17 protein-coding genes and 1 pseudogene (1 of these 18 only partly in view) are annotated in these 22,118 nt (G+C 62.8%); 15 read left to right on the top strand and 3 right to left on the bottom strand.

What is annotated here, in order from left to right; genetic code table 11:
• From FFM81_RS03900 to FFM81_RS03830, 15 genes and pseudogenes are all read left to right on the top strand, one after another.
• A protein-coding gene (locus FFM81_RS03900) for a pseudouridine synthase (protein ID WP_003566198.1) crosses the window boundary here: on the top strand, positions 1-620 show its 3' portion. 187 nt of this gene lie to the left of the window's left edge; only the last 620 of its 807 coding nucleotides appear in the window; the start codon falls outside the window, past its left edge; it ends in the stop codon at positions 618-620.
• Between the two features lie 14 nt (positions 621-634).
• Positions 635-1,321 carry a phosphoribosyltransferase gene (locus tag FFM81_RS03895; protein ID WP_097533217.1) on the top strand — a complete coding sequence of 229 codons (687 nt, stop codon included), beginning with the start codon at positions 635-637 and terminating at the stop codon, positions 1,319-1,321.
• Between the two features lie 102 nt (positions 1,322-1,423).
• Complete coding sequence (locus FFM81_RS03890) at positions 1,424-3,166, top strand: SLC13 family permease (RefSeq protein ID WP_097533208.1); 1,743 nt, start codon at positions 1,424-1,426, stop codon at positions 3,164-3,166.
• Positions 3,167-3,264: 98 nt separating this feature from the next.
• A complete protein-coding gene (locus FFM81_RS03885; protein ID WP_138385369.1) occupies positions 3,265-4,209 on the top strand; it encodes a phosphoribosylaminoimidazolesuccinocarboxamide synthase in 945 nt (314 codons plus the stop codon).
• A 103-nt stretch (positions 4,210-4,312) separates the two neighbouring features.
• Complete coding sequence (locus FFM81_RS03880; protein ID WP_097533206.1) at positions 4,313-4,915, top strand: TetR family transcriptional regulator; 603 nt, start codon at positions 4,313-4,315, stop codon at positions 4,913-4,915.
• A 153-nt stretch (positions 4,916-5,068) separates the two neighbouring features.
• Positions 5,069-6,280, top strand: a complete 1,212-nt coding sequence (locus FFM81_RS03875) for an efflux RND transporter periplasmic adaptor subunit (RefSeq protein WP_138385366.1) — start codon at positions 5,069-5,071, stop codon at positions 6,278-6,280.
• Between the two features lie 48 nt (positions 6,281-6,328).
• On the top strand, positions 6,329-9,439 hold the full coding sequence (locus tag FFM81_RS03870) for an efflux RND transporter permease subunit (RefSeq protein WP_003566211.1): 3,111 nt from the start codon (positions 6,329-6,331) through the stop codon (positions 9,437-9,439).
• Positions 9,440-9,589: 150 nt separating this feature from the next.
• Positions 9,590-11,032 carry an efflux transporter outer membrane subunit gene (locus FFM81_RS03865; protein WP_003566213.1) on the top strand — a complete coding sequence of 481 codons (1,443 nt, stop codon included), beginning with the start codon at positions 9,590-9,592 and terminating at the stop codon, positions 11,030-11,032.
• Positions 11,033-11,203: 171 nt separating this feature from the next.
• Positions 11,204-12,248 (top strand): annotated as a pseudogene (locus FFM81_RS03860) (LacI family DNA-binding transcriptional regulator).
• Position 12,249: 1 nt separating this feature from the next.
• On the top strand, positions 12,250-13,272 hold the full coding sequence (locus FFM81_RS03855; RefSeq protein ID WP_138385364.1) for an ABC transporter substrate-binding protein: 1,023 nt from the start codon (positions 12,250-12,252) through the stop codon (positions 13,270-13,272).
• 66 nt (positions 13,273-13,338) lie between these two features.
• Positions 13,339-14,166 (top strand): ABC transporter permease, encoded by an 828-nt coding sequence (locus FFM81_RS03850; RefSeq protein WP_003566221.1) that lies wholly within the window; start codon positions 13,339-13,341, stop codon positions 14,164-14,166.
• Positions 14,163-14,942, top strand: a complete 780-nt coding sequence (locus FFM81_RS03845; RefSeq protein ID WP_025416970.1) for an ABC transporter permease — start codon at positions 14,163-14,165, stop codon at positions 14,940-14,942. The genes FFM81_RS03850 and FFM81_RS03845 overlap by 4 nt, the downstream gene beginning before the upstream one ends.
• Positions 14,935-15,960, top strand: coding sequence for an ABC transporter ATP-binding protein (locus tag FFM81_RS03840; RefSeq protein ID WP_097533203.1), 1,026 nt, complete (start codon positions 14,935-14,937; stop codon positions 15,958-15,960). Before FFM81_RS03845 ends, FFM81_RS03840 begins: the two co-directional genes overlap by 8 nt.
• Positions 15,961-15,964: 4 nt before the next feature.
• Positions 15,965-16,885: a nucleoside hydrolase gene (locus FFM81_RS03835; RefSeq protein WP_138385363.1), complete on the top strand. Its 921-nt coding sequence runs from the start codon at positions 15,965-15,967 to the stop codon at positions 16,883-16,885.
• Positions 16,882-18,669, top strand: a complete 1,788-nt coding sequence (locus FFM81_RS03830; RefSeq protein WP_138385362.1) for an adenine deaminase — start codon at positions 16,882-16,884, stop codon at positions 18,667-18,669. Before FFM81_RS03835 ends, FFM81_RS03830 begins: the two co-directional genes overlap by 4 nt.
• Positions 18,670-18,717: 48 nt before the next feature.
• Here FFM81_RS03830 and FFM81_RS03825 read toward each other — a convergent pair whose 3' ends face one another.
• From FFM81_RS03825 to FFM81_RS03815, 3 genes are all read right to left on the bottom strand, one after another.
• Positions 18,718-19,887: a M20 aminoacylase family protein gene (locus FFM81_RS03825; RefSeq protein WP_097533200.1), complete on the bottom strand. Its 1,170-nt coding sequence runs from the start codon at positions 19,885-19,887 to the stop codon at positions 18,718-18,720.
• A 92-nt stretch (positions 19,888-19,979) separates the two neighbouring features.
• Entirely contained in the window at positions 19,980-21,485 is a 1,506-nt protein-coding gene (locus FFM81_RS03820; RefSeq protein WP_097533199.1) for a tripartite tricarboxylate transporter permease, read from the bottom strand.
• A 9-nt stretch (positions 21,486-21,494) separates the two neighbouring features.
• Complete coding sequence (locus tag FFM81_RS03815) at positions 21,495-21,956, bottom strand: tripartite tricarboxylate transporter TctB family protein (protein WP_097533198.1); 462 nt, start codon at positions 21,954-21,956, stop codon at positions 21,495-21,497.
• Positions 21,957-22,118: the final 162 nt, after the last annotated feature.

The following is a 22,118-nucleotide window of genomic DNA, read 5'->3' as shown; positions in this document are numbered from 1 at the left end:
CATGGGTCGATCTTGCAACGGCGAAGATCAGCGTCGACGGCCTGGTTATCGCCGCCGAGGCGAAAATCTATCTGATGCTCAATAAGCCTCGCGGGCTCGTCACCACCCGCCATGATCCCGAAGGCCGGCCGACGGTCTATGATTGCCTCAGGGATTTCGACATTCCGCATCTCTCCCCCGTCGGCCGGCTCGACAAGGCAAGCGAGGGCCTGCTGCTTTTCACCAACGATACCGAATTTGCCCAGATACTGCTCGATCCAGTTACGCATGTAACCAAGACCTATCATGTCCAGATCGATCGCATCATGGATGACGAAGCGATCGACGCCATGACATCCGGAATTCGCCATGACGGCGAGTTGCTGACGGCAACCGCCGCGCGCCGGCTTCGCCAGGGCGACAGGAACTCCTGGATCGAGGTCGAGCTCGACGAGGGCCGCAACCGCCAGATCCGCCGCATGCTGGAGGCGCTCGGGACCGAATGCCTTCGCCTCGTGCGCGTCGCAATCGGCGAGCTCGAGCTCGGCGAATTGCCGAAAGGCGCGGTGCGTGCGCTGACCGAGGCGGAATTGCAGTCGCTGCGGCGGAAAACCGGCATCGAAAAGGCAAGACGCAATTGACTAATGCGATGGAAATGGCGCCGCACGATTTCTGGCAGGAGATTGATCCGCCCGGCACCTTTGCCGTCGGCGGCGAATTCGCCTCCTTCTATGTCGCCGTGCTGGAAGACGGCCGCCAGCTTCGCCTGCCGATCCGCGTTTTGGCGGATGGCAGTCACGCCCTCGCCTCGCTGATCGTCAACCAGACAAGCTTCGCCGTGCTCGACACACTCGCCGAAGGCCTCGCCGAAAAGATCAGGCCCATGCGCATCGATGTCGTCGCTGGTCTGCCGACACTCGGCCTGACGCTTGCCGCCGCCGTGGCGCAGAAGCTCGGCCATAACAGGTATGTTCCGCTCGGTACCTCACGCAAATTTTGGTACCGCGACGAACTCTCCGTTGCGCTGTCCTCGATCACCACACCGACGCAACAGAAACGCCTCTATATCGATCCGCGCATGCTGCCGCTGCTTGAGGGACGGCGCGTCGCCCTCATCGACGACGTCATTTCCAGCGGCGCCTCGATCGTTGCCGGGCTCGATCTGCTGGCGGCCTGCGGCATCGAACCCGTCGTCATCGGTGCCGCTATGCTGCAATCGGACCGATGGCGCGAAAGGCTGGAAGCCGCCGGGCCGCAGTGGATTGCACGCACCGTCGGCGTTTTCTCAACGCCCATTCTGGAGCGAACCGCAGCTGGCCGGTGGAAGGCTCCGCCGGCTTGACGCGAGATATGCGAATTGTCCAATCTTTGCCTGAAGGCGCCTCTGTACAGCGCATGAAGAACGATTACAGTCCGCCCCGTCGATGAAACACCGGATCTGCCTATGTCATTCGAGCAAGCATCCCTGCTGATCCTTCTGCTGGCGATGCTCGTTCTCTTCTCACTCGATCGCTTCCGCATCGAGGTGGTCTCGATCGCCGGCCTGCTTGCCGGCTACGCGCTCGGCCTCTATCCGGCCGACCAGATCTTCGTGGGCTTCGGCAGTCCTGTCGTCGTCACCGTCGTCGAGGTCCTGCTGATCGTCCAGGTGCTGGCGCGCGCCAAGCTCTTCGACAGTCTCGCCGCCCGTTTCGCCGCCGCAGGACCCTCGAATTTCCAGGTCATATCAGGCACATCTTCGCTTGCCGGCTTCATCTCCATCTTTATGAACAATATCGGTGCCTTTGCGATCACTCTGCCGGTGGCGCTGCGGCTCGGCACGGCTCTGGCGATCCCCCGCCGGCAGTTCGTCATGCCGGTCTCGTTCGCAGCCCTGCTCGGCGGTCTCGTTTCGCTGATCGGCACGCCGGCCAACCTGCTCGTCAGCGATGCGCTCGGCAAGGCGACCGGAGCCGGCTTTCACTTCTTCGATTTCGCCTATGTCGGCCTGCCCGTCGCAATCGCCGGCATTCTGCTCATCGCCTTTCGCGTGCAACGGCTGTTTCCGGAGCCCGACGAAGATCCCGCGACAATCTCCCCGACCACGCGCCGCATCGTCGTCGAACGTTGCGTCCCTGAGGTTTCGCCGCTGGTCGGTGTAACGCTGTCCGATTGTCCAATGCGCTTCGGCATCAAGCCGCACGCGCTGATCCGCGGCGACAATTTCGTCTTTGGACCGCTCGATCAGTCGGTGATCGAAGCCGGCGACGTGCTGCTTGCCGAGGGGGCCGATGCGGTCTTTGCCGGTCTTGCCGCTACACAGGCGCTGATCGCCGACATCAGTCCGCACGGCCTGCAACCGGATTTTTCCCGTGTCGAAAGCGTCGTCATGCCGGAAAGCACGCTGGTCGGTTCGCGGATCCGCTCGCTCGAAATCTTTCACAGCCGCGGCGTCGCGGTCACCGCGCTTTCCATGCGCGCGCCGCGCATCGAGGGCCGTTTCATCGACCTGCAACTGTCGATCGGCGATATATTGACACTGGAGGGGCCGCGAACGGCAATCGCCGAAGCGCTCGAAGAAAGCGAGTGCCTGCCGCTCGCCCCGACTGCCTCGAGCGAACCAGCCTCGCACCCCTGGCGGCCCCTGGCGCTGTTTGCCTGTGGCATCGCCGCGTGTGTGGCCGGCTTGCGCCCCGACGTCGCCTTTGCCGGCGTCGTGCTCGTGCTCGCCTTGCTCAATCATCTGAATATCCGCCACGCAATGGCCGATCTCAACTGGCCGATCATTATCATGCTGGCGGCGATGATCCCGATCGGTCAGGCGGTGGCGACCACCGGGGCGGCCGAAACCATCGCCTTCTGGCTGCGCCTCGTCGTGCCGATCGCCCATCCACTCATCGGCGTCGCGCTCATCCTCTTCCTCGCCATGGCGCTGACGCCTTTCGTGAACAACGCGACGGTCGCCATCGTTCTGAGCCCGGTCGCCCTGGAATTTGCGAGAGACGGCCAGCATGCGCCGCACGCCTATCTGATCGCGGTCGCCGCCGGCGCCTCGCTCGATTTCCTGACGCCCTTCGGCCATCACAACAACACGCTGGCCATGGGCATCGGTGGCTACCGCTTTAGTGACTTCCTGCGCGCCGGCTGGCCGCTTGCCGTTACGAGTTACGGCCTCGCCTTGTTTCTCCTGGCTCTGTTCTGGCTCTGATGCGATACTCTGTGATGCCATACTTTGGGGGTCGCCTTGACTTCCCGGTAATGAAAAGACAGGAAGCCTTCACCCAATCACAAGGACAGTCGAGCGCCGTGCGAATCCTCTCCGAAGCCCCTTTTCCGGAACTGCCGAACTATTATCGCGGTAAGGTGCGCGAGAATTACGACCTTCCGGACGGACGCCGGATTATCATCAGCACCGACCGGCTGAGCGCTTTCGACCGCATCCTCACCTGCATTCCCTATAAGGGCCAGGTGCTGACGCAGACGGCGCGCTACTGGTTCGAGGCGACGAAGGACATCTGCCCCAACCACGTTCTCGATTATCCGGATGCCAATGTCGTCATCGGCAAGCGGCTCGATATCCTGCCGGTCGAGATCGTCGTGCGCGGTTATCTTGCCGGCACCACCGGCACCTCGATCCTGACACTCTATAAGAAGGGTGAGCGCGAGATGTACGGCATGCGCCTGCCTGACGGCATGCGCGACAACCAGATCTTGCCCGAACCCGTCATCACCCCGACCAGCAAGGAATTCGACGGCGGCCATGACGAACCGCTGACGCCTGAGGAAATCGTCACCCGCGGCCTTCTGACCAGGCAGCAGTGGGAGACCCTGTCGGGATATGCGCTCGCCCTCTTTGCACGCGGCCAGGAGATGGCGGCCAGACGCGGCCTGATCCTCGTCGACACCAAATATGAATTCGGCACCGACGGCGACGGCAACATCATCCTCGCCGACGAGATTCATACGCCCGACAGCAGCCGCTACTGGCTTGCCGAAAGCTATCCGGCGAGTTTTGCCGCCGGGAAACGCCCGGAAAGTTTCGACAAGGATTTTGTCCGCGCATGGGTGGCCGAGCGCTGCGATCCCTATAAGGATGAGATCCCCGAAATCCCCGTCGAACTGATCGAGCAGACCTCGGCCGTCTATATCAAGGCTTACGAGGCCATCACCGGCGAGCGTTTTGTCCCCGACGACAGCGATGAGACGCCGCTTGCCCGTGTCCGAAACAACCTCGCCCCCTATTTCCCCTGAAGAGATGACGGGCAAGCCGACAGGCCAAGCATCGGCTTGCGGATTTTCGCCCAAACGCGCTAGCATTAGCAAGGGGTATCGGGCTCGGCCCGACGGGGGACGGATGACGAGAAGGCCGCGACGCAAGGCCGAGGAAACGCGGGAGGACATTCTCTCCATGGCTGAGACGCTTTTTCGCGACCGTGGCTACGTCGCGGTGTCGATCGCCGATATATCAGGCGCATTGCATATGTCGCCCGCCAATGTCTTCAAGCATTTCCGTTCCAAGGTCGCGCTGGTCGATGCGATCGCCGGACGCCATCTCGACCATGCCACCGAGCGTTTCGCCGCCTTCGAGCAGGACCTGCCGCCGAAGGAGCAATTGCTCCGCTTTGTCCTGCGCCTGCTGGAGGGCCATCTGCAGGACATCCAGAAGAACCCTTACATCTTCGAAATGGTGCTTTCGACGATCGAGGCCAAACTCGAGGCCGGCAACCGCTATCGCGCCCGGATAGAACAGAAGCTCGGCGAAATCATCCGCCAGGGGATAGTGGAGGGACGGTATCATTGCTGCGATCCCGAGAGCGCGGCACGCACCGTCGCAGACGTGCTGACCTGCGTATTGCATCCGATCCTGATTGCCCGCGACGATAAGGAAACCCTCGTCCACCGTGCCGAGGACATCGTCGGCTTCGTCGATGCCGCATTGCAAAATAACTCTTGCTAAGTGACGGTTGCTGACTTACGTCACTTCGTAAAGCATTTGTTAAATCCGGATGGCATTTGAAGCCAAATCAATCCTGACGCTTATATAAGCCTGCGCTCGGCTGAGACGAGCCCGTGGATCGAACGGCAATTGCCATCGCACAGGGAATTCAGAATGATACGGCGCGCCCTCCTCATCTCCTCGGCTCTGGCGTTCGGCACGTTGCTCGCCGGCTGCAGCGACAATGCCGGCAAACCCGCCGGCAACGCCGGCGCAGGTACCGCACAGCAGGCCTCGCCGGTCGGCGCGGTCACGATGACGAAAGGCACGTTCCCGATCACGACGATCCTTCCCGGCCGCGCCGAGACCTTCCAGACGGCCGATATCCGGCCGCAGGTAAGCGGCCTCATCCGCGAGATCGCCTTCAAGGAAGGCGGCGAGATCAAGAAGGGCGACCTTCTTTACCAGATCGAAGATGCCCCCTATATCGCCGCCGTCGAGCAGGCCAAGGCGGCAATCTCCAAGGCGCAAGCCAGCGTGCCGAGCGCCGAAAGCAATCTCGACCGCTACCAGCGCCTCGTCGGCAGCGGCGCCACCCAGATCGAATTCGAAACGGCCAAGACGACGCTGCTCCAGGCCAAGGCCGAAGTGGAGTCGGCAAAGGCAGCACTTTCCGCCTCGCAGATCGATCTCGACCATACCAGGATCGTCGCCCCCTTCGACGGCGTCATCGACCAGACGGCCTATAATGTCGGCAACGTCGTCTCTGCCAACCAGACAACGGCGCTGACGACGATCCGCCAGCTCGATCCGATCTACATCTCGCTGACGGAATCGAGCACCAACCTCTTGAAGCTGCGCGATGCGATGGCCGCCGGCGACATCAAGGGCGCAGACAACGTCGCCTTCCACCTGATCCTCGAAGACGGCAAGGAATATAACCAGCAAGGCAAGCTCGACATGTCGAAGCAGGTGGTCAGCGAGACCACAGGCACCTTCATCATCCGCGTGCTCTTTCCCAATCCGGACCGTATCGTCCTGCCCGGCATGTATGTCCGGGCAACCGTCGAGCTCGGCGCCGAGGCCGGTTATGCGCTGCCGCAGCTGGCAACGAGCCGCGATGCCAATGGCCGGCTGACGGCGCAGTTTGTTTCCGCCGACGGCAAGGTCGAAACCCGCGCCTTCGAAAACAGCTCGCCTTCCAACAATTCCTGGCTGGTGACCGAAGGCATCAAGGATGGCGATCAGCTGATCGTCAGCGGCCTGCAGTCGATCACCGCAGGCATGCCGGTGAAGCCGGTCCCGATGAAGATCAATGACAATGGCGTGGTCGTGGCTGCCGAGCAGCCCTTGGCCGGTGATACGCAGAAGCCCGCAGCGAATTAGTCGCTGCAGCCCGGCATCGTCACCGTCTCAGTCGCACAGGAACAATCGATGGCCAAGTTTTTCATCCGACGTCCGATTTTCGCCTGGGTCATTGCGATCACCATCATGCTCGCCGGCCTGCTGGCGATCTTCACGCTGTCGATCTCGCAATATCCCGACATCGCCCCGACGACGGTCCGCATCAATGCCACCTATCGGGGCGCCAGCGCCGAGACAGTCGAGAAATCGGTAACGACGATCATCGAGGATGGCATGACCGGCCTCGACGATCTGACCTACATGACCTCGACCTCGTCGACCGGTTCGGCCAGCATCCAGCTGACCTTCGGAACGAGCGCCGACCCCGACATCGCGCAGGTGCAGGTGCAGAACAAGCTGCAACTGGTTCAGTCGCAGCTCCCGGGCGACGTCATCGATGCCGGCATCAGCGTCACCCGCTCGACTTCGAGCATTCTTCTCGTCGGATCGCTTGTTTCGACCGACGGCAAGCGCAACTCGGTCGACCTCGGCAACATCATGTCGACCTCGATCGAGGATCAGATCCAGCGCCTGGAAGGCGTCGGCAGCATCAACGTCTTCGGTTCGGGTTACGCCATGCGCGTCTGGCTCGATCCGTTCAAGCTGTTGAAATACCAGTTGACGCCGAGCGACGTCACGTCGGCCATCCAGGCGCAGAACACCCAGGTCTCCGTCGGTTCGCTCGGCGCCCAACCGGCGACCCCGGGCCAGCAGCTCAACGTCACCATCACCGCCCAAAGCCAGCTGACCACCGTCGCCGATTTCGAGCACATCATCCTGAAGGTCGAAAAGGACGGCGCGACGGTCCGCCTGAGCGACGTCTCGCGCATCGAGATCGGTCAGGAAAGCTACGGCGGCGGTTCGCGGTATAATGGCCAGCCGTCGACCGGTTTTGCCGTCAATCTGGCGATCGGCGCCAATGCCATCGATACCGCTGCCCGCGTCCGATCCGCCCTCGAGGTCATCGGCCGTGGCCTGCCGGCAGGCGTGGAGATCACCTATCCCTATGACACGACGCCCTTCGTGGAACTGTCGATCGAGAAGGTCGTGCACACGCTGATCGAAGCGATCGTGCTCGTCTTTGTCGTATTGCTCGTGTTCCTGCAGAACCTGCGGGCAACGCTGATCCCGACGATTGCCGTTCCCGTCGTGCTGCTCGGCACCTTCGGGGTGCTGGCGGTCACCGGCTACTCGATCAATACCTTGACGATGTTTGCCATGGTGCTGGCGATCGGCCTTCTCGTCGACGACGCGATCGTCGTGGTCGAAAACGTCGAACGCATCATGTCTGAGGAGAAGCTGTCGCCGCTGGAGGCGACGGAAAAATCGATGGGCGAGATCACCGGCGCCATTGTCGGCATCGCGCTCGTTCTCACCGCCGTCTTTATCCCGATGGCCTTCTTCGGCGGCTCCACAGGCATCATCTATCGGCAGTTCTCGATCACCATCGTCTCGGCCATGCTGCTGTCGGCCCTCGTCGCCCTCGTGCTGACGCCCGCCCTTTGCGCCACGATGCTGAAGCCGGTCGGCGAGCACAGAAGACACCGTGTCGGCGACTGGTTCAACCGCATTTTCACGCGCTCGACCAATGGTTATGTCAGGACCATCGGCTATCTCCTGAAGCGGCCGATCCGCGTCATGCTGGTCTTCCTGCTTGTCGGCGCCGGCTGCGCCTATCTCTTCACTCGCCTGCCGAGCTCCTTCCTGCCGCAGGAAGACCAGGGCGTGCTGCTGACCATCGTCACCACGCCGCCGGGTTCGACCACACAGCAGACCCAGGCTGTCGTCGAGAAGGTCGAAAACTACTACCGTGAGAACGAGAAGGATGCGGTCGAGTCCGTCTTCGGTGCGTTGGGCTTCGGCTTCAACGGCTCCGGCCAGAACAGCGCCATCGTCTTCACCAAGCTCAAGGATTTCTCCAAGCGCACCGATCCTAATCTAAGCGCTCAGTCGGTCGTCAACCGCGCGCTGCGCAGCTTCTTTGCCATCCGCGAGGCGCAGGTCTTCGCGCTCCTGCCCCCGGCGATCCAGGGTCTCGGTGTATCGAGCGGCTTCTCCATGTATCTCGTCGATACCGGCGGCCACGGCAACGACGCGCTGACGGCCGCCTCCAAGCGGCTGATCCAGATGGGCAACACCTCGGGCAAGATCGTGGCGCTGCGCAGTAGCAGCAAGGAAGTCGAGCCACAGATGCGCATCGTGCTCGATCAGGAGAAGATCGGCGCCATGGGCGTCGACATCGCCTCGGTCAATTCGATGCTGTCGATCATCTTCACCGGCCGCGACGTCAACGACTTCACGTTGAACGGCGAGATCAAGCCCGTCTATGTCCAGGGCGATGCGCCCTTCCGCATGCAGCCGGATGATCTCGACCATTGGTACGCCCGCAACACTGCCGGTGAAATGGTGCCGTTCTCTGCCTTTACCAAGACGGAATGGGTGAAGGGTGCGCCCTCGCTTGCCCGCTTCAACGCCGTCAGCGCCATTCCGCTCGACGGTGCGTCTGCACCCGGCGTTTCCTCCGGCGACGCGATGAACGAAATGGAAGCCCTGACCGAACAGCTCGGCGGCGGTTATACGGTCGCCTGGCAAGGCATCTCCTATCAGGAGCGCCTTTCCGGTTCGCAGGCGCCGATGCTCTATGCGATCTCGGTTCTTGTGGTCTTCCTCTGCCTGGCGGCACTTTACGAAAGCTGGTCGATCCCCTTCTCGGTGATCATGGCGGTGCCGGTCGGCATTCTCGGAGCGCTGACGGCCGCCACACTTTTCGGCCAGGCGAACGACGTTTATTTCAAGGTCGGCTTGCTCACCACCATCGGGTTGGCGGCAAAAAACGCGATCCTGATCGTCGAATTCGCCAAGGACCGCATGGAAAACGGCATGGGCCTCTACGAAGCGACGCTGGAGGCGGCGAGATTGCGCCTGCGGCCGATCATCATGACCTCGCTTGCCTTCATTCTCGGCGTCGTGCCGCTGGCGATCGCGACAGGCGCGGGCTCGGCGGCACAGAACGCCATCGGCATCGGCGTCCTCGGCGGCATGCTGGCGGCGACAATGCTCGGAATCTTCTTCGTTCCGTCATTCTTCGTCGTCATTCGACGCATCTTTGCCACACGCAGCAAAAATGCGGCAGGACTGTGATAAAAATGCACTGTGATAATGCTGTTCTCGTTGCTACATTGCGCCCGACTGCTTCGGTGTGTGTGTTTTTGGCAGAACGAGGCGCGGCCGCGTTAATGAAGCATGAAGCTTCGGACAAGAATTGACTTGCTCGAGTACAGGATGAAATGAATGGTATCTCTTCGTTTTGCCACCCCGGCATTATTGTTATTACTGTCGGGCTGCGTTGTTGGCCCGGATCATGTTCCTCCTGAAATGCCGCTGCCCGCCAAATTCGGAGAAGGCGGAACGAAGAGTGATGGTGATGTTGCTACCGCAGCCTGGTGGACCGCCTTCAACGATTCGAGACTGAACGGCTACGTCAACGCCGGCCTCGAGCAGAACCTGACAGTCCAGCAGGCGATCGAACGCATCAATGCGGCCTCCGCCGCCGTCACCACCGCCGGAGCCGGCGCCCTGCCGAACCTCACCGTCGGCGGCTCGCACACGGTGAGCGGCCAGAGGGGCGAACTGCGCACGCAGTTCGACACGCGCAATACCAGCGCCGGCGACGTTCAGTTGAGCTGGCTGCTCGATCTCTTCGGCCTCTACAAGCGCAGCACCGAAAGCGCTCTCGCCTCGCTCGATTCCGCTTACTCATCGGCCGATGTTGCCAGGCTGACGCTGATCCAGGATCTCGTCTCGAGCTATATCGACGTTCGCTACTACCAGCAGCGCCTGTCTCTTTCGAAGGCTAACCTGAAGTCCCGCCAGGAAACCTACGAACTGACCAAGTTCCAGCTCGAAGCTGGTGCCGCTTCGCGTCTCGACGTTGTTCAGGCCGAAGGCCTGGTGCAGTCGACGCTCGCCGAAATTCCCGGCCTCGAAACCAACATCCGCATATCAGCTCATCACATCGCTACACTGCTCGGCCTGCCGGCCTCGGCCCTCGTCGATGAACTGCTGAAGGGCTACGGTCAGCCGGTATTCCGCGGCGGCATCACCTCCGGCATCCCGGCGGACCTGATCCGCAATCGTCCCGACATTCGTGTGGCGGAACGTGATCTCGCTGCCGCAACCGCCAATATCGGCGTCGCCCAGGCGCAACTCTATCCGAGCATCTCGCTCAGCGGTTCGATCTCACCGTCCTACATCAACCAGCGTGGTATCCATGGCGGCCTGACGCCTTGGTCCTTCGGCCCCACCCTCAACCTGCCGATCTTCGACGGTGGCCGCCTGCGCGCCAACGTCAAGTCGGCGCAGTCCGATGCCGCCACGGCCTACCTCAACTGGAAGTCGACGGTGCTGACCGCGGTCGAACAGGTCGAAAACGCGCTTGCGGCTGTCCGGCGCGACGCCCGCACGGTCGCCGCACTTCAGGCCCAGGTCAAGACAACCCAGGAAACGCTCGAACTTTCCACCGCATCCTACAAGGATGGCGCCTCTTCGCTGCTCGACGTTCTCGACGCGCAGCGTCAGGTTTCGCTGGCTCAGGCAAGCCTTGCCCAGTCCGTCCAGCAGATGGCCAAGGACTACGTCTCGCTGAATATTGCAGTCGGCGGCGGCTATGCACCCGGCGGCAAGACCACGGCACCGGTGAAGCCGGTGCCGACGGCGAAGCCGGCCAAGAGCTGATTGGCGGTCTGCCTGTCGGAAATTCGGAACCCCGCGATCGCCTCGCGGGGTTTTTTCATATCTGACGAATTCGCTTCGCGGATAATTGGGCATAAGGTGAGTTTGGATTCGACAAGCAAAAAAAGCTGAGGTAAAGCTCTGATTAAACGATTAACCAGAACGCTTTAGATCATGGCTCAATCGCGCCCGGGACCAAACCTCAGCAGGATAGCGACGTCACTCGGCGTCTCTGTCGCCACCGTCTCCAATGCGCTTTCCGGCAAGGGCCGGGTCTCCGGCCAGTTGATCGAAAAAATCCGCGAGCATGCAGCCGAACTTGGCTATATCCCGAGCCAGGCCGGCCGGGCGTTGCGCACCGGACGCAGCGGCGTTCTCGGCCTGGTCCTGCCCGATATCGCCAATCCGCTGTTTCCGAAGATCGCCCAGGCGATCGAATTTGCCGCCTCCACCGCGGGCTACGGTGTGCTGATCGCCGATTCCCGGGGCGTTGTCACCGCACAGACCGAGGCAATCAATCGGCTGGTCGAGCGCGGCGTCGACGGTATGGTCGTCATTCCCCGCCGCGCCACCCGCATCTCTTCCGCTGCCTGCCCCGTCGCCGTCATCGATACCCCATCGACTTCAGGCAACACCGTTGCTGCCGACCATTGGCAAGGCGGCTGCGAAATCGCCGGCCATCTTGCCGGCCTCGGCCATCGCCGCATCCTCATCATCGGCAACAATCAGGAATCCAGCGTCCAGAACGACCGCGCCGATGGCATCCGCTCCGGCATGCGCCCGGACATGCATGCGGACACGTTGTGGATCGACAGACTCGAGCAGGATCGCGGCAGCGGCTGCTCGCTTGGCCTTGCCGAAAAAGTCAGGCAGGGCTTCACCGCCTTCGCAGCCCTGTCCGACCTGCAGGCCCTGCGAGCGCTGACGGAGTTGCAGCAAGCCGGCGTCAACATTCCCGCCGATGTCAGCGTCACCGGCTTCGACGACCTCATCTGGTCGCCTGTCGTGACGCCGTCGCTGACAACCGTGCGGATGGACATGGATAGGATTGCCGAGATTGCCGTGTCGGCACTGACGGATGCCATAAAAACAAGCAGCACCCGGGAGGGCATGCTCGTTACCGCGGATGTCGACCGTGTCGCCATGCAGCTGATCGTCCGCCAATCATCCGGGCCTTGCGGACCCGGCACCAAAAACCTCAGAGATGGAGAAAATGTAGGATGAAAAAAGCTCTCATTGCTTCGGTGGCGCTCTCCGCCCTGTCGCCGCTTGCCGCATCTGCGGCGGAACGGACGCTGACCATTTCCGTCTATGCCTTTGCCCAGGACGATTTCAAGACGCTGGTCTACGATCCATTCGAAGCCAAATGCGGCTGCAAGCTCGTTGTCGAAACCGGCAACAGCGTCGAACGACTGGCCAAGATGGAAGCCAACAAGGCCAATCCCGTCGTCGATCTCGCCGCCGTTTCGATGGCCGATGCGCTCGCCGCCGCCCGCGCCGGGCTGATCGACAAGGTCGATACCGCGAAACTTTCGAATTTCGCCAAGCTGTACGACATCGCCAAGGATCCGAACGACGACGGCATGAGCGTTGGTTATACCTTCTACGCCACCTCGATCGCCTATCGACCCGACAAGATGAAGATCGACTCCTGGGCCGATCTCTTGAAGCCGGAATATGTCGGCCACGTCGCCTTTCCGAACGTGACCACCAATCAGGGGCCACCGGCGCTTTACATGCTCGGCCAAGCGCTCGGCAAGGACACGCCCGATTTGAAGGGACCGATCGAGGCGCTGGGCGTGAAGAAGGACGAGATCGTTACCTTCTACGAAAAGTCCTCCCAGCTCGTCCAGTTGATGCAGCAGGAGGAAATCTGGGCAGCGCCGATCGGCCGCTTCTCCTGGGCAGGCTTTACCAAACTCGACGTCCCGGTCGCCTGGGCGACGCCGAAAGAGGGCCAGACCGGTGGCATGAATGTGCTGGTGCTGACCAAGGGTTCAAAAAACCAGGATCTCGCCTTGCAGTTCATGGATTTCTGGCTCTCGACCGACACCCAAACCAAGCTCGCCGAAAAGCTGGTCGACAGCCCGGCAAACAACGAGGTCAAACTGTCCGAGGCTGCGGCCAACAACCTCACCTATGGCGAGGCGACAGCCAAGAGCCTCAAGTTGATTCCTTCCGCCGTCGCCCTCGACAATCGCGCCGGCTGGCTGAAGACCTGGAACGAGAAGGTCGGCCAGTAAGGTCCGTATCAAAACTGGTCCCGGCGCCACTGTCGGGACCGCCCTCCTGTCCTGGAAAGGCGCCTCATGTTCCAGAACCGCGCAGAAGCCCTGGCGCTTGCCTTGCCGGCGGCCATCTTTGCGACCGTGGTCTTCCTGCTGCCCGTCGCGATCCTGCTGTCGGAGGGCTTCCGTGCCGGCGGCGGCTGGACACTGTCGGCCTATGCCGGTTTCTTCTCCGAGACGCTGAACCGCACAGTTTTCCTGCGCAGCTTCCGTCTCGGCCTCGAAGTCACCGCCGTCTCGGCGGTTATCGGCTATGCCGCAGCCTTTGCCATCGTCAACCTGCCGCCGAAGGGCAAGGGCCGGATGATCGGCCTCATCACCCTACCGCTGATGATCTCGCCGGTGGCGCGCACCTATGCCTGGATCGTCATTCTCGGCCGCACCGGCATCGTCAACCAGGCGATAACCGGTATGGGTCTCAGCGCCGAGCCGCTACGGCTGCTGTTTACCGAGACCGCCGTCTTCATCGGCCTCCTGCAGCTCTTCCTGCCGCTGATGATCCTGTCGCTGATCAGCGCCCTCGAAAACATGCCGAAGGACGCGATCCCGGCTGCCCGTGTGCTCGGCGCCAACTGGTTCCAGGTCTTCTGGAAGGTCATCCTGCCGCTGACCAGGGAAGGCCTCGTCGTCGGCGGCACGCTTGTCTTCACCGGTTCGCTGACCGCCTATATCACCCCTGCCGTGCTTGGCGGCTCCAAGGTGCTGATGCTGGAAACGCTGCTGTATCAGCAGGTTTCCGTCGCCAATAATTTCGTCTCGGCCAGCGTCATCGCCTTCATCCTGATCGTCATGAGCTTTGCCGCCAACATCCTGCTGAAACGTCTTGCAACGGCGAGGAACCGCCGATGACCCTGCGCCTGTTTTCGCCCATTGTGCTCTTGCTGCTGCTGGTCTTCCTGATCGGCCCGTTCCTGATCATCATCGCCGCTTCGTTATCATCAGGCGATACGCTGGCCTTTCCGCCGCAGGGACTATCGCTGCGCTGGGTCATGAAGGTCTTCACCATCGACAGCTTCCGCGACAGCTTTGCCATGTCAATATTCCTTGCCGTCTTCGGAACGCTCGCAGCCCTCGTGCTCGGCATCCCAGCCGCCTATGCCTTGTCGCGGTACCGGCTGCCCGCGGCCGAAACTGTTCGCACGATCGTCTCGCTGCCGATCATCGTCCCCGGCATCATCGTCGGTCTGGCTCTGCTGCGCTATCTCGTCGTGCCCTTCGGCTTCAATATCACGCTGGCGCTGTTCTTTGCCCATACAGCCCTGGTGCTGCCCTATGCCGTGCGCGTCGTTTCGGCGAGCCTCGATAATCTGCGCTCGGATATCGAGGAGGCAGCCGTTCTGCTCGGCTCTTCCAGGTTCGGCGCCTTTTTCCGCGTGGTGGTGCCGAATATCCGCGGCGGCATTCTCGCCGCCTTCATCCTCGGCTTCGTCACCAGCTTCAATCAGGTGCCGGTCTCGCTCTTCCTCTCCGGCCCGGGCGTGCGGACCCTGCCGATCGACATGCTGGGTTACATGGAAACCACCTACGATCCCTCCATTGCAGCGCTCTCCGCCCTTCTCGCCTTCCTGTCGATCGGCATCGTCTTCCTCGCCGAACGCTTCCTTGGATTCTCGCGTTATGTCTGACGCCTATCTTCAACTTGACAAGCTGACGCTCGCCTATGGCGATACGGTCGCGGTCGGAAATCTCGACCTCGCAATCGGCAAAGGCGAACTCGTCGCCCTTCTCGGCCCCTCCGGCTGCGGCAAGACGACCACGATGCGCGCCATCGCCGGTCTGCTGACCCCCGCTTCCGGCCGCATCCGGCTCGACGGCGCCGATATCACCCGCGTCTCCGCCAACAAACGCGCCATCGGCCTGGTCTTCCAATCCTATGCACTCTTTCCGCATCTGACGGTCTACGAGAACGTCGCCTTCGGCCTGCGTCTCAAGGGCATCTCGGGCGCCGATCTCGATGCCCGCGTCGGCTGCGGCCTGAAATCCGTCGGGCTCACCACTTTCGCCGGCCGCAAACCCGCCGAACTCTCCGGCGGCCAGCAGCAACGCGTGGCCCTTGCCCGCTCGATGGTGATGGAGCCGAAACTGCTGCTGCTCGACGAGCCGCTCTCCAATCTCGACGCCCGCCTGCGCCTCGAGATGCGCGCAGAGCTGCAGCGTGTCCAGAAGGAGACTGGCGTCACCATGATCTTCGTCACCCACGACCAGGTCGAGGCCCTGGCGCTCGCCGACCGCATCGTCGTCATGCTGAATGGCGGCATCGAACAGATCGGCACGCCGGAAGAGATCTACAACAACCCCACCTCCGCCTTCGTCGCCGATTTCGTCGGCTTCGAGAATGTCTTTGCGCTGAGTGATGGAAAGCTCGCGACGCCGAATGGCCCGGTAGCACTTTCCGGCCCGGCGCCGAAAGCTGCGGCCGGCCTCGCCTGGCGCCCGCGCATGGTGACCCTCGGTTCCGGTCCTTTTCAGGGCACCGTGCGCGGCACATCTTTCGCCGGCAACACCCGCGAATATCTTCTCGATACGCCGCTTGGGCCCATCAAGGCCGAAATCGACGCAAGCCTGCCGCCGCACGAGATCGGCAGCGCGCTTGCCTTCGACCTGCCGGTTGCCGGCGCGGCCAACCTCAAACGGTTCGGGTGAAATCATGGGCGTCTGGATCGACACCGACATGGGCTTCGACGACATCGCTGCCATTCTGGTGGTGGCGCAGTCGGAATTCGAAATCGACGGCGTCTCGCTGGTCTTCGGCAATGCGCCGCTGCCGCAGGTGAGAAAAAACGCCGCCGGCGCCGCCAGCGCCTTCGGCTGGACATTCCCCATCCAAACCGGCCGCGCCCTGCCGGTTCTCGGCAAGCTCGAAACCGCCCAGGCGATCCTCGGCGCAACCGGAATTCCGACATCTGGCAAGAGCCTGCCGGAGGCGCCCGCCCTTGCCGAGAGCGATGCCTTCACCGCACTCTGCCGCTGGCTGGAGCGTGATGGCCAGCACCGCATCCTGGCGCTCGGGCCGCTCACCAATATCGCCGCCGTGGCGCTCGCCCGTCCCGATCTCGCCGCCCGCATCGGCGAACTCGTCTGGATGGGCGGCGGCGTTACATCAGGCAACCACACGGCCTCTGCCGAGTTCAACGCGCTGGCCGATCCCGAGGCCCTTGCGATCGTCATCGCCCATGGCCTGCCGTTGCGCATGGTCGATCTCGACCTGTGCCGCAAGGTGCTGGCAATGCCCGAGGATGCCGAACCGGTACGCAATGCCGGCGGCGCCAATGCCGAGCTGATCGCCGACATGTTGTCCGGTTATATAAGCATCGGCACCAGCCGCGGCCGCCCTGGCATGGCCATCTACGACCCCTGCGCCGCCGTCGCCTTCGTCGCTCCCGATATCGTCAGCTTCCGCCCGGCGCGCATCGACGTCGAGCTGCAGGGCAGTCTGACCCGTGGCCGCACCGTCGTCGAGACCCGCGCCACGCATGCGACCTTCAATGCAGAATTCGCCGCCGATATCGATGCCGATAAGGCGCGCGCGGTCATTCTCGCCGCCCTGCTCAACGAGGCCCGCAAATGAACGCCATCCCTAGCCGGGAACCCGCCGATCTCAACGATCCCGCCTTGCGTGCCCGCGCCGTCGCGGCTGCGCGTGGCGACGCCCCCTTCGATGTGCTGATTACCGGCGGCCGGCTGCTCGACGTGGTGACCGGCCTAGTCCGGAAAGTCGATATCGGTCTCGTCGGCGCCCTGATATCAAGCGTCCATGCCCCGGAGAGCCGCACGGATGCGGTCGAGATCATCGATGCGGCGGGCGGCATCCTGACGCCCGGCCTGATCGACACCCACATGCATGTCGAAAGTTCCATGGTGACGCCGGCCGAATATGCGAGCGCCGTGTTGCCACGCGGTGTCACGACGGTCGTCTGGGACCCGCATGAATTCGGCAACGTCCACGGGCTAGACGGCGTGCACTGGGCGATCGAGGCGGCGCGCTCACTGCCGTTGCGCATGATCCTGCTTGCCCCTTCCTGCGTGCCATCGGCACCGGGCCTGGAACGTGCCGGCGCCGATTTCGATGCCGCCGTGATTGCCGAGATGCTGCGCTCCTCCGCCGTCGGCGGCGTCGCCGAAGTCATGAACATGCGCGGCGTCATCGACGGCGATCCGCGTATGACTGCTGTCGTCAATGCCGGCCTCGCCTCCGGCAAACTCGTCTGCGGCCATGCCCGCGGCCTTGAAGGCGCCGATCTCAATGCCTTCTTGGCAGCAGGCGTTACCTCCGACCACGAACTCACCTCCGGCACCGACCTCGCCGCCAAGCTTTCCGCCGGTCTGACGATCGAGCTGCGCGGCTCCCACGACCATCTGCTCAAGGAATTCGTCGAGGTGCTGAATGGTCTCGGCCACCTGCCCCCGACCGTGACACTCTGCACCGACGATGTCTTTCCCGATGAACTCTATCAAAGCGGCGGCCTCGACGACGTCATCCGCCGTCTGGTGCGCTACGGCCTGAAACCGGAATGGGCGCTGCGTGCCGCGACCTTCAACGCCACGCAGCGGCTGAAGCGCTCCGATCTCGGCCTCCTCGCCGCTGGCCGCCGCGCCGACATCGTGCTCTTCGAGGACCTCACGGAATTCCGGGCGCGGCTGGTCATATCGGGCGGCCGCATCGCCGCCCGCAACGGCAGCATGCAGGTTGGCGTCCGGCAGCTCGATCCGGCCCCGTTGGAAAATTCGGTGAAGCTTCCGCAATTCGGCGAGAATGATTTCCGCATTCCCTCGAGAGGCGAACGCGTCCGCGTCGCCACCATCGACCGCCCGCGTTTCACGCAATGGGGCGAGGTGGAGACAGAGGTCAAAGACGGCTTCGTCGTGCCGCCGGCCGGAAGCGCGATGATCGCCGTCGCTCACCGCCACGGCAAAGCCGACGCCACCCAGCGCATCGGCTTCCTCACCGGCTGGGGCGAATGGCGCGGCGCCTTCTGCACGACCGTCTCGCATGACAGCCACAACCTCACCGTCTTCGGCGGCAATGCATGCGACATGGCGCTCGCCGCCAACGTCGTCATATCGGCCGGCGGCGGCATGGCAGTCGCCAAGGACGGAAAGATCGAAGCGATCCTGCCGCTGCCGCTCTCCGGCCTGGTAACCGATGCATCGCTGAAGGACACCGCCTCGGCCTTCGCCGGCATCCGCAAGGCGATGGAAAAAATCGTCGATTGGAAGCCGCCCTATCGGGTCTTCAAGGCCTGCTTCGGCGCAACGCTCGCCTGCAACGCCGGCCCGCACCAGACGGACCGGGGAATTGCCGACGTGGTGACGGGCAAGGTGCTGGAAAGTCCGGTGCTGGAGGTTTTGTAAGTCGGGACGCACAAAGCACAAACCAGGGAAGGGGCCGCAAACGCGACCTCAAACCTTCAACTCCCGCTCCACCAACGCCACCCAATAGGCCGCGCCATAGTCAAGCGCGTCATCGTTGAAATCATAGGCGGTGTTGTGGTGCAGCGCTCCATCAACCGCCGGCCCGTTGCCAAGCCAGACATAACAACCCGGCGCATTCTGCGCGAAAAAGGCGAAATCATCGCCGGCCGTCGACGGCGGGAAGCTTGTCCGCACCTTCTCGCCGAAGACCGTCGCCGCGGCAGCAAGCGCTCGAGCGCTGACATCCGCGTCGTTGACGACAGGCGGAATCCGGCGCTCGAAGTCGTAATCGGCCTCAATGCCGTACATCGCTGCCGTTCCCTTAGCCAACCGACCGATCTCGGTCTCCAGCTGATCGCGCACCTCAGGTGAATAGGCCCGCGCCGTGCCGCCGATCTCGACAGTATCAGGAATGACGTTCAGCGCCTTGGGATTACCCGCCTGCAGGAAACAGGCGCTGACGACGGCCGGCTGCAGCGGGTCGACCACCCGCCCGACGATCGTCTGCAGCGATGACAGGAAGGTGGCGCCGGCCGTGATCGGATCGCGGCCGAGATGTGGCTTGGCGCCATGCGTGCCGATGCCGCGAAAGGTGATGCGCCAACTGTCGGACGATGCAAGCTGCGGCCCCTCGACCACGGCGATTTCGTCGACCGCAAGTCCAGGCATGTTGTGCAGCCCGTAGACGGCGTCGCAGGGGAAAAGCTTGAACAGCCCCTCCTCCACCATGCGCTTCGCCCCGCCGCGGCCCTCTTCGGCCGGTTGGAAGATGAAATGCACCGTGCCGGAAAAATCCCGCGTCGCCGCAAGATATCGTGCGGCGCCGAGAAGCATTGTGGTATGGCCGTCATGGCCGCAGGCATGCATCTTCCCCGGCACAGTCGATTTATAGGGGCGATCCGCCGTTTCAGGCATGGCGAGCGCATCCATATCGGCGCGCAGCCCAATGCTGCGCGTGCCATTGCCGACCTGCAGCGTGGCGACCACGCCGGTGCCGCCGAGGCCGCGATGCACCGTAATGCCTGCCTCTTCGAGAAGTCTCGCGACGATGCCGCTGGTCCGCTCCTCCTCGAAGCCGAGCTCGGGATGGGCATGCAGATCACGGCGCAAGGAAGTAAGAAACGGCAGATCGTCCTTGATCCGGGCAGGAATGCTCATGGGCCTGGATATCCTGTCAAGCGAAACGGGCGCCCAGCCGGCGCCCGCCTCAGATCATTCCTTGTTGATCAAACAAGTGACGAGTTCAACCCCTACGCCTCTTCGACAAACACCTCTTCGCGCTTCTTCTTTACGCTCGGCAGGAAGACGACGATGAGCACGGCGACCGCGATCGCCAGAAGCGTGGCGCTGATCGGCCGGGTGACGAAGGTGGTCGGATCGCCGCGCGACAGGATCATCGCGCGCCTCAGGTTTTCTTCGAGCAGTGGCCCGAGCACGAAACCGAGCAGCAGCGGCGCCGGCTCACAGCGAAGTTTTGCCAGCACGTAGCCGATGAGCCCGAAGAAGGCGACGGCATAGAGGTCGTAGACGTTGGCGTTGACGCTGTAGACCCCGATCGAGCAGAAGGCCATGATAACCGGGAAGAGCACGTAGTAGGGCACGGTCAGGAGCTTCACCCAGAGCCCGATCAGCGGCAGGTTGAGGATGACCAGCATCAGGTTGCCGATCCACATCGAGGCGATGATGCCCCAGAACAGCGCTGGCTGCTCGGTGGCGACGTTCGGTCCCGGCACGATGCCCTGGATGATCATCGCGCCGACCATCAGCGCCATGACCGGATTGGCCGGAATGCCGAGCGTCAGGAGCGGGATGAACGAGGTCTGCGCGCCGGCATTGTTGGCCGATTCCGGACCGGCGACGCCTGCGACGGCACCCTTGCCGAATTCCCCCGGTGTCTTCGACAGGCGTTTCTCCACCGTATAGGAGGCGAAGGAGGCAAGGATCGCGCCGCCGCCGGGCAGGATGCCGAGCGCCGAACCGATCGCCGTGCCGCGAATGACGGGCGCGATCATCTCCTTGAATTCCTGGCGCGAGGGCAAAAGGCCGGACACCTTGGCCATCAGCACCGTGCGGGTCGACTCGCCTTCGAGGTTGCGCAGGATTTCCGCCACCCCGAAGACGCCGACCGCCAGCGCCACGAAATTCAGCCCATCGGCATATTCGCGGATGCCGAGCGTGAAGCGCGGCGTGCCGGTGTAGATATCCGTGCCGACGAGACCGAGCAGCAACCCGAGCGCCACCATCGCCAGCGCCTTGACGACGGAGCCGTGCGCGAGGGCAATCGACGAGACAAGGCCGACGATCATCAGCGAGAAATATTCGGCCGAACCGAATTGCAGCGCGATGGCGGTGAGCGGCGGCGCGAAGATCGCAACGAGAAAGGTCGAGACCGTGCCGGCGAAGAATGAGCCGAGCGCGGCGATCGCCAGAGCTGCCCCAGCCCTGCCCTTGCGCGCCATCTGGTAGCCGTCGATCGCGGTGACGGCGGACGAGGATTCGCCCGGCATGTTGATGAGGATCGCCGTCGTCGAACCGCCATATTGCGCGCCGTAATAGATGCCGGCGAGCATGATCAGCGAGGAGACCGGTTCGAGCTGGAAGGTGATCGGCAGGAGCATGGCGATCGTCGCCGTGGCGCCGATGCCTGGCAGCACGCCGATCAGCGTGCCGAGCAGCACGCCGATCAGGCAGAAGAGCAGGTTGTCAAGTGTGCCGGCTGTCGCAAAACCGAGCGCGAGATTGCTGAAAAGATCCATCATCGCCTCCTAGAACCGGACCCAGGGGCCGAAGCGCTCGAACGGCAGGCCGAGCCCATAACTGAAGACCGCCACGGAAAAGACCGTCAGCAGCAGCGAAAGAATGATCGCGAAGAACAGGTTCATCTTTTGCGATGCGAAGCAGGCGATGAAGGCGGTGAAGAACAGCGCCGGCGCAAATCCGAGCCCGCGCACCGTCAGCCCGAAAAAGACGGGCGCCGGCAGGATGAACAGCATGCCGCGCCAGGCGAAGGGACCGATCGGCTCCCCCTCGACGCGCAGCGCCTGAATGAAGATGATCGCACCGAGAAGCACGAGCACACAGGCCAGCACCAGCGGAAAATAACCGGGCCCCATGCGCACCGCCGTGCCGAGGTCGAGCCCCAGCGACTGGATGGCAAAGAATGCGCCGGTCGCGACGAAAAGCCCGCCGCAGATCGCATTGGTGGTATCGAAACTGATGGATTTCATGATGTCTCCTGGAGTTGGAGATGGAGCGTCGTTACTGAAGCGATTGCCCCTCATCCGGCTTAGCCACCTTCTCCCCGCCTGCGGGGCGAAGGCATATGCCGCCGGCCTCTGTCTCTGCCGCTGGCCCTAGGGCAAGTCCCCTCTCCCCGTTTACGGGGAGAG

The organism is Rhizobium hidalgonense, assembly GCF_005862185.2.
Lineage (GTDB): Bacteria > Pseudomonadota > Alphaproteobacteria > Rhizobiales > Rhizobiaceae > Rhizobium > Rhizobium hidalgonense.
The sequence above is the reverse complement of the archived record's forward strand: the minus strand, read 5'-3'. Positions and strand labels throughout refer to the sequence as shown.

Coding starts and splice junctions, on each gene's coding strand:
- FFM81_RS03895 (WP_097533217.1), top strand. CDS start 635: ATGGCGCCGCACGATTTCTGGCAGGAGATTGATCCGCCCGGCACCTTT.
- FFM81_RS03890 (WP_097533208.1), top strand. CDS start 1,424: ATGTCATTCGAGCAAGCATCCCTGCTGATCCTTCTGCTGGCGATGCTC.
- FFM81_RS03880 (WP_097533206.1), top strand. CDS start 4,313: ATGACGAGAAGGCCGCGACGCAAGGCCGAGGAAACGCGGGAGGACATT.
- FFM81_RS03875 (WP_138385366.1), top strand. CDS start 5,069: ATGATACGGCGCGCCCTCCTCATCTCCTCGGCTCTGGCGTTCGGCACG.
- FFM81_RS03870 (WP_003566211.1), top strand. CDS start 6,329: ATGGCCAAGTTTTTCATCCGACGTCCGATTTTCGCCTGGGTCATTGCG.
- FFM81_RS03865 (WP_003566213.1), top strand. CDS start 9,590: ATGGTATCTCTTCGTTTTGCCACCCCGGCATTATTGTTATTACTGTCG.
- FFM81_RS03855 (WP_138385364.1), top strand. CDS start 12,250: ATGAAAAAAGCTCTCATTGCTTCGGTGGCGCTCTCCGCCCTGTCGCCG.
- FFM81_RS03850 (WP_003566221.1), top strand. CDS start 13,339: ATGTTCCAGAACCGCGCAGAAGCCCTGGCGCTTGCCTTGCCGGCGGCC.
- FFM81_RS03845 (WP_025416970.1), top strand. CDS start 14,163: ATGACCCTGCGCCTGTTTTCGCCCATTGTGCTCTTGCTGCTGCTGGTC.
- FFM81_RS03840 (WP_097533203.1), top strand. CDS start 14,935: ATGTCTGACGCCTATCTTCAACTTGACAAGCTGACGCTCGCCTATGGC.
- FFM81_RS03835 (WP_138385363.1), top strand. CDS start 15,965: ATGGGCGTCTGGATCGACACCGACATGGGCTTCGACGACATCGCTGCC.
- FFM81_RS03830 (WP_138385362.1), top strand. CDS start 16,882: ATGAACGCCATCCCTAGCCGGGAACCCGCCGATCTCAACGATCCCGCC.
- FFM81_RS03825 (WP_097533200.1), bottom strand. CDS start 19,887: ATGAGCATTCCTGCCCGGATCAAGGACGATCTGCCGTTTCTTACTTCC.
- FFM81_RS03820 (WP_097533199.1), bottom strand. CDS start 21,485: ATGGATCTTTTCAGCAATCTCGCGCTCGGTTTTGCGACAGCCGGCACA.
- FFM81_RS03815 (WP_097533198.1), bottom strand. CDS start 21,956: ATGAAATCCATCAGTTTCGATACCACCAATGCGATCTGCGGCGGGCTT.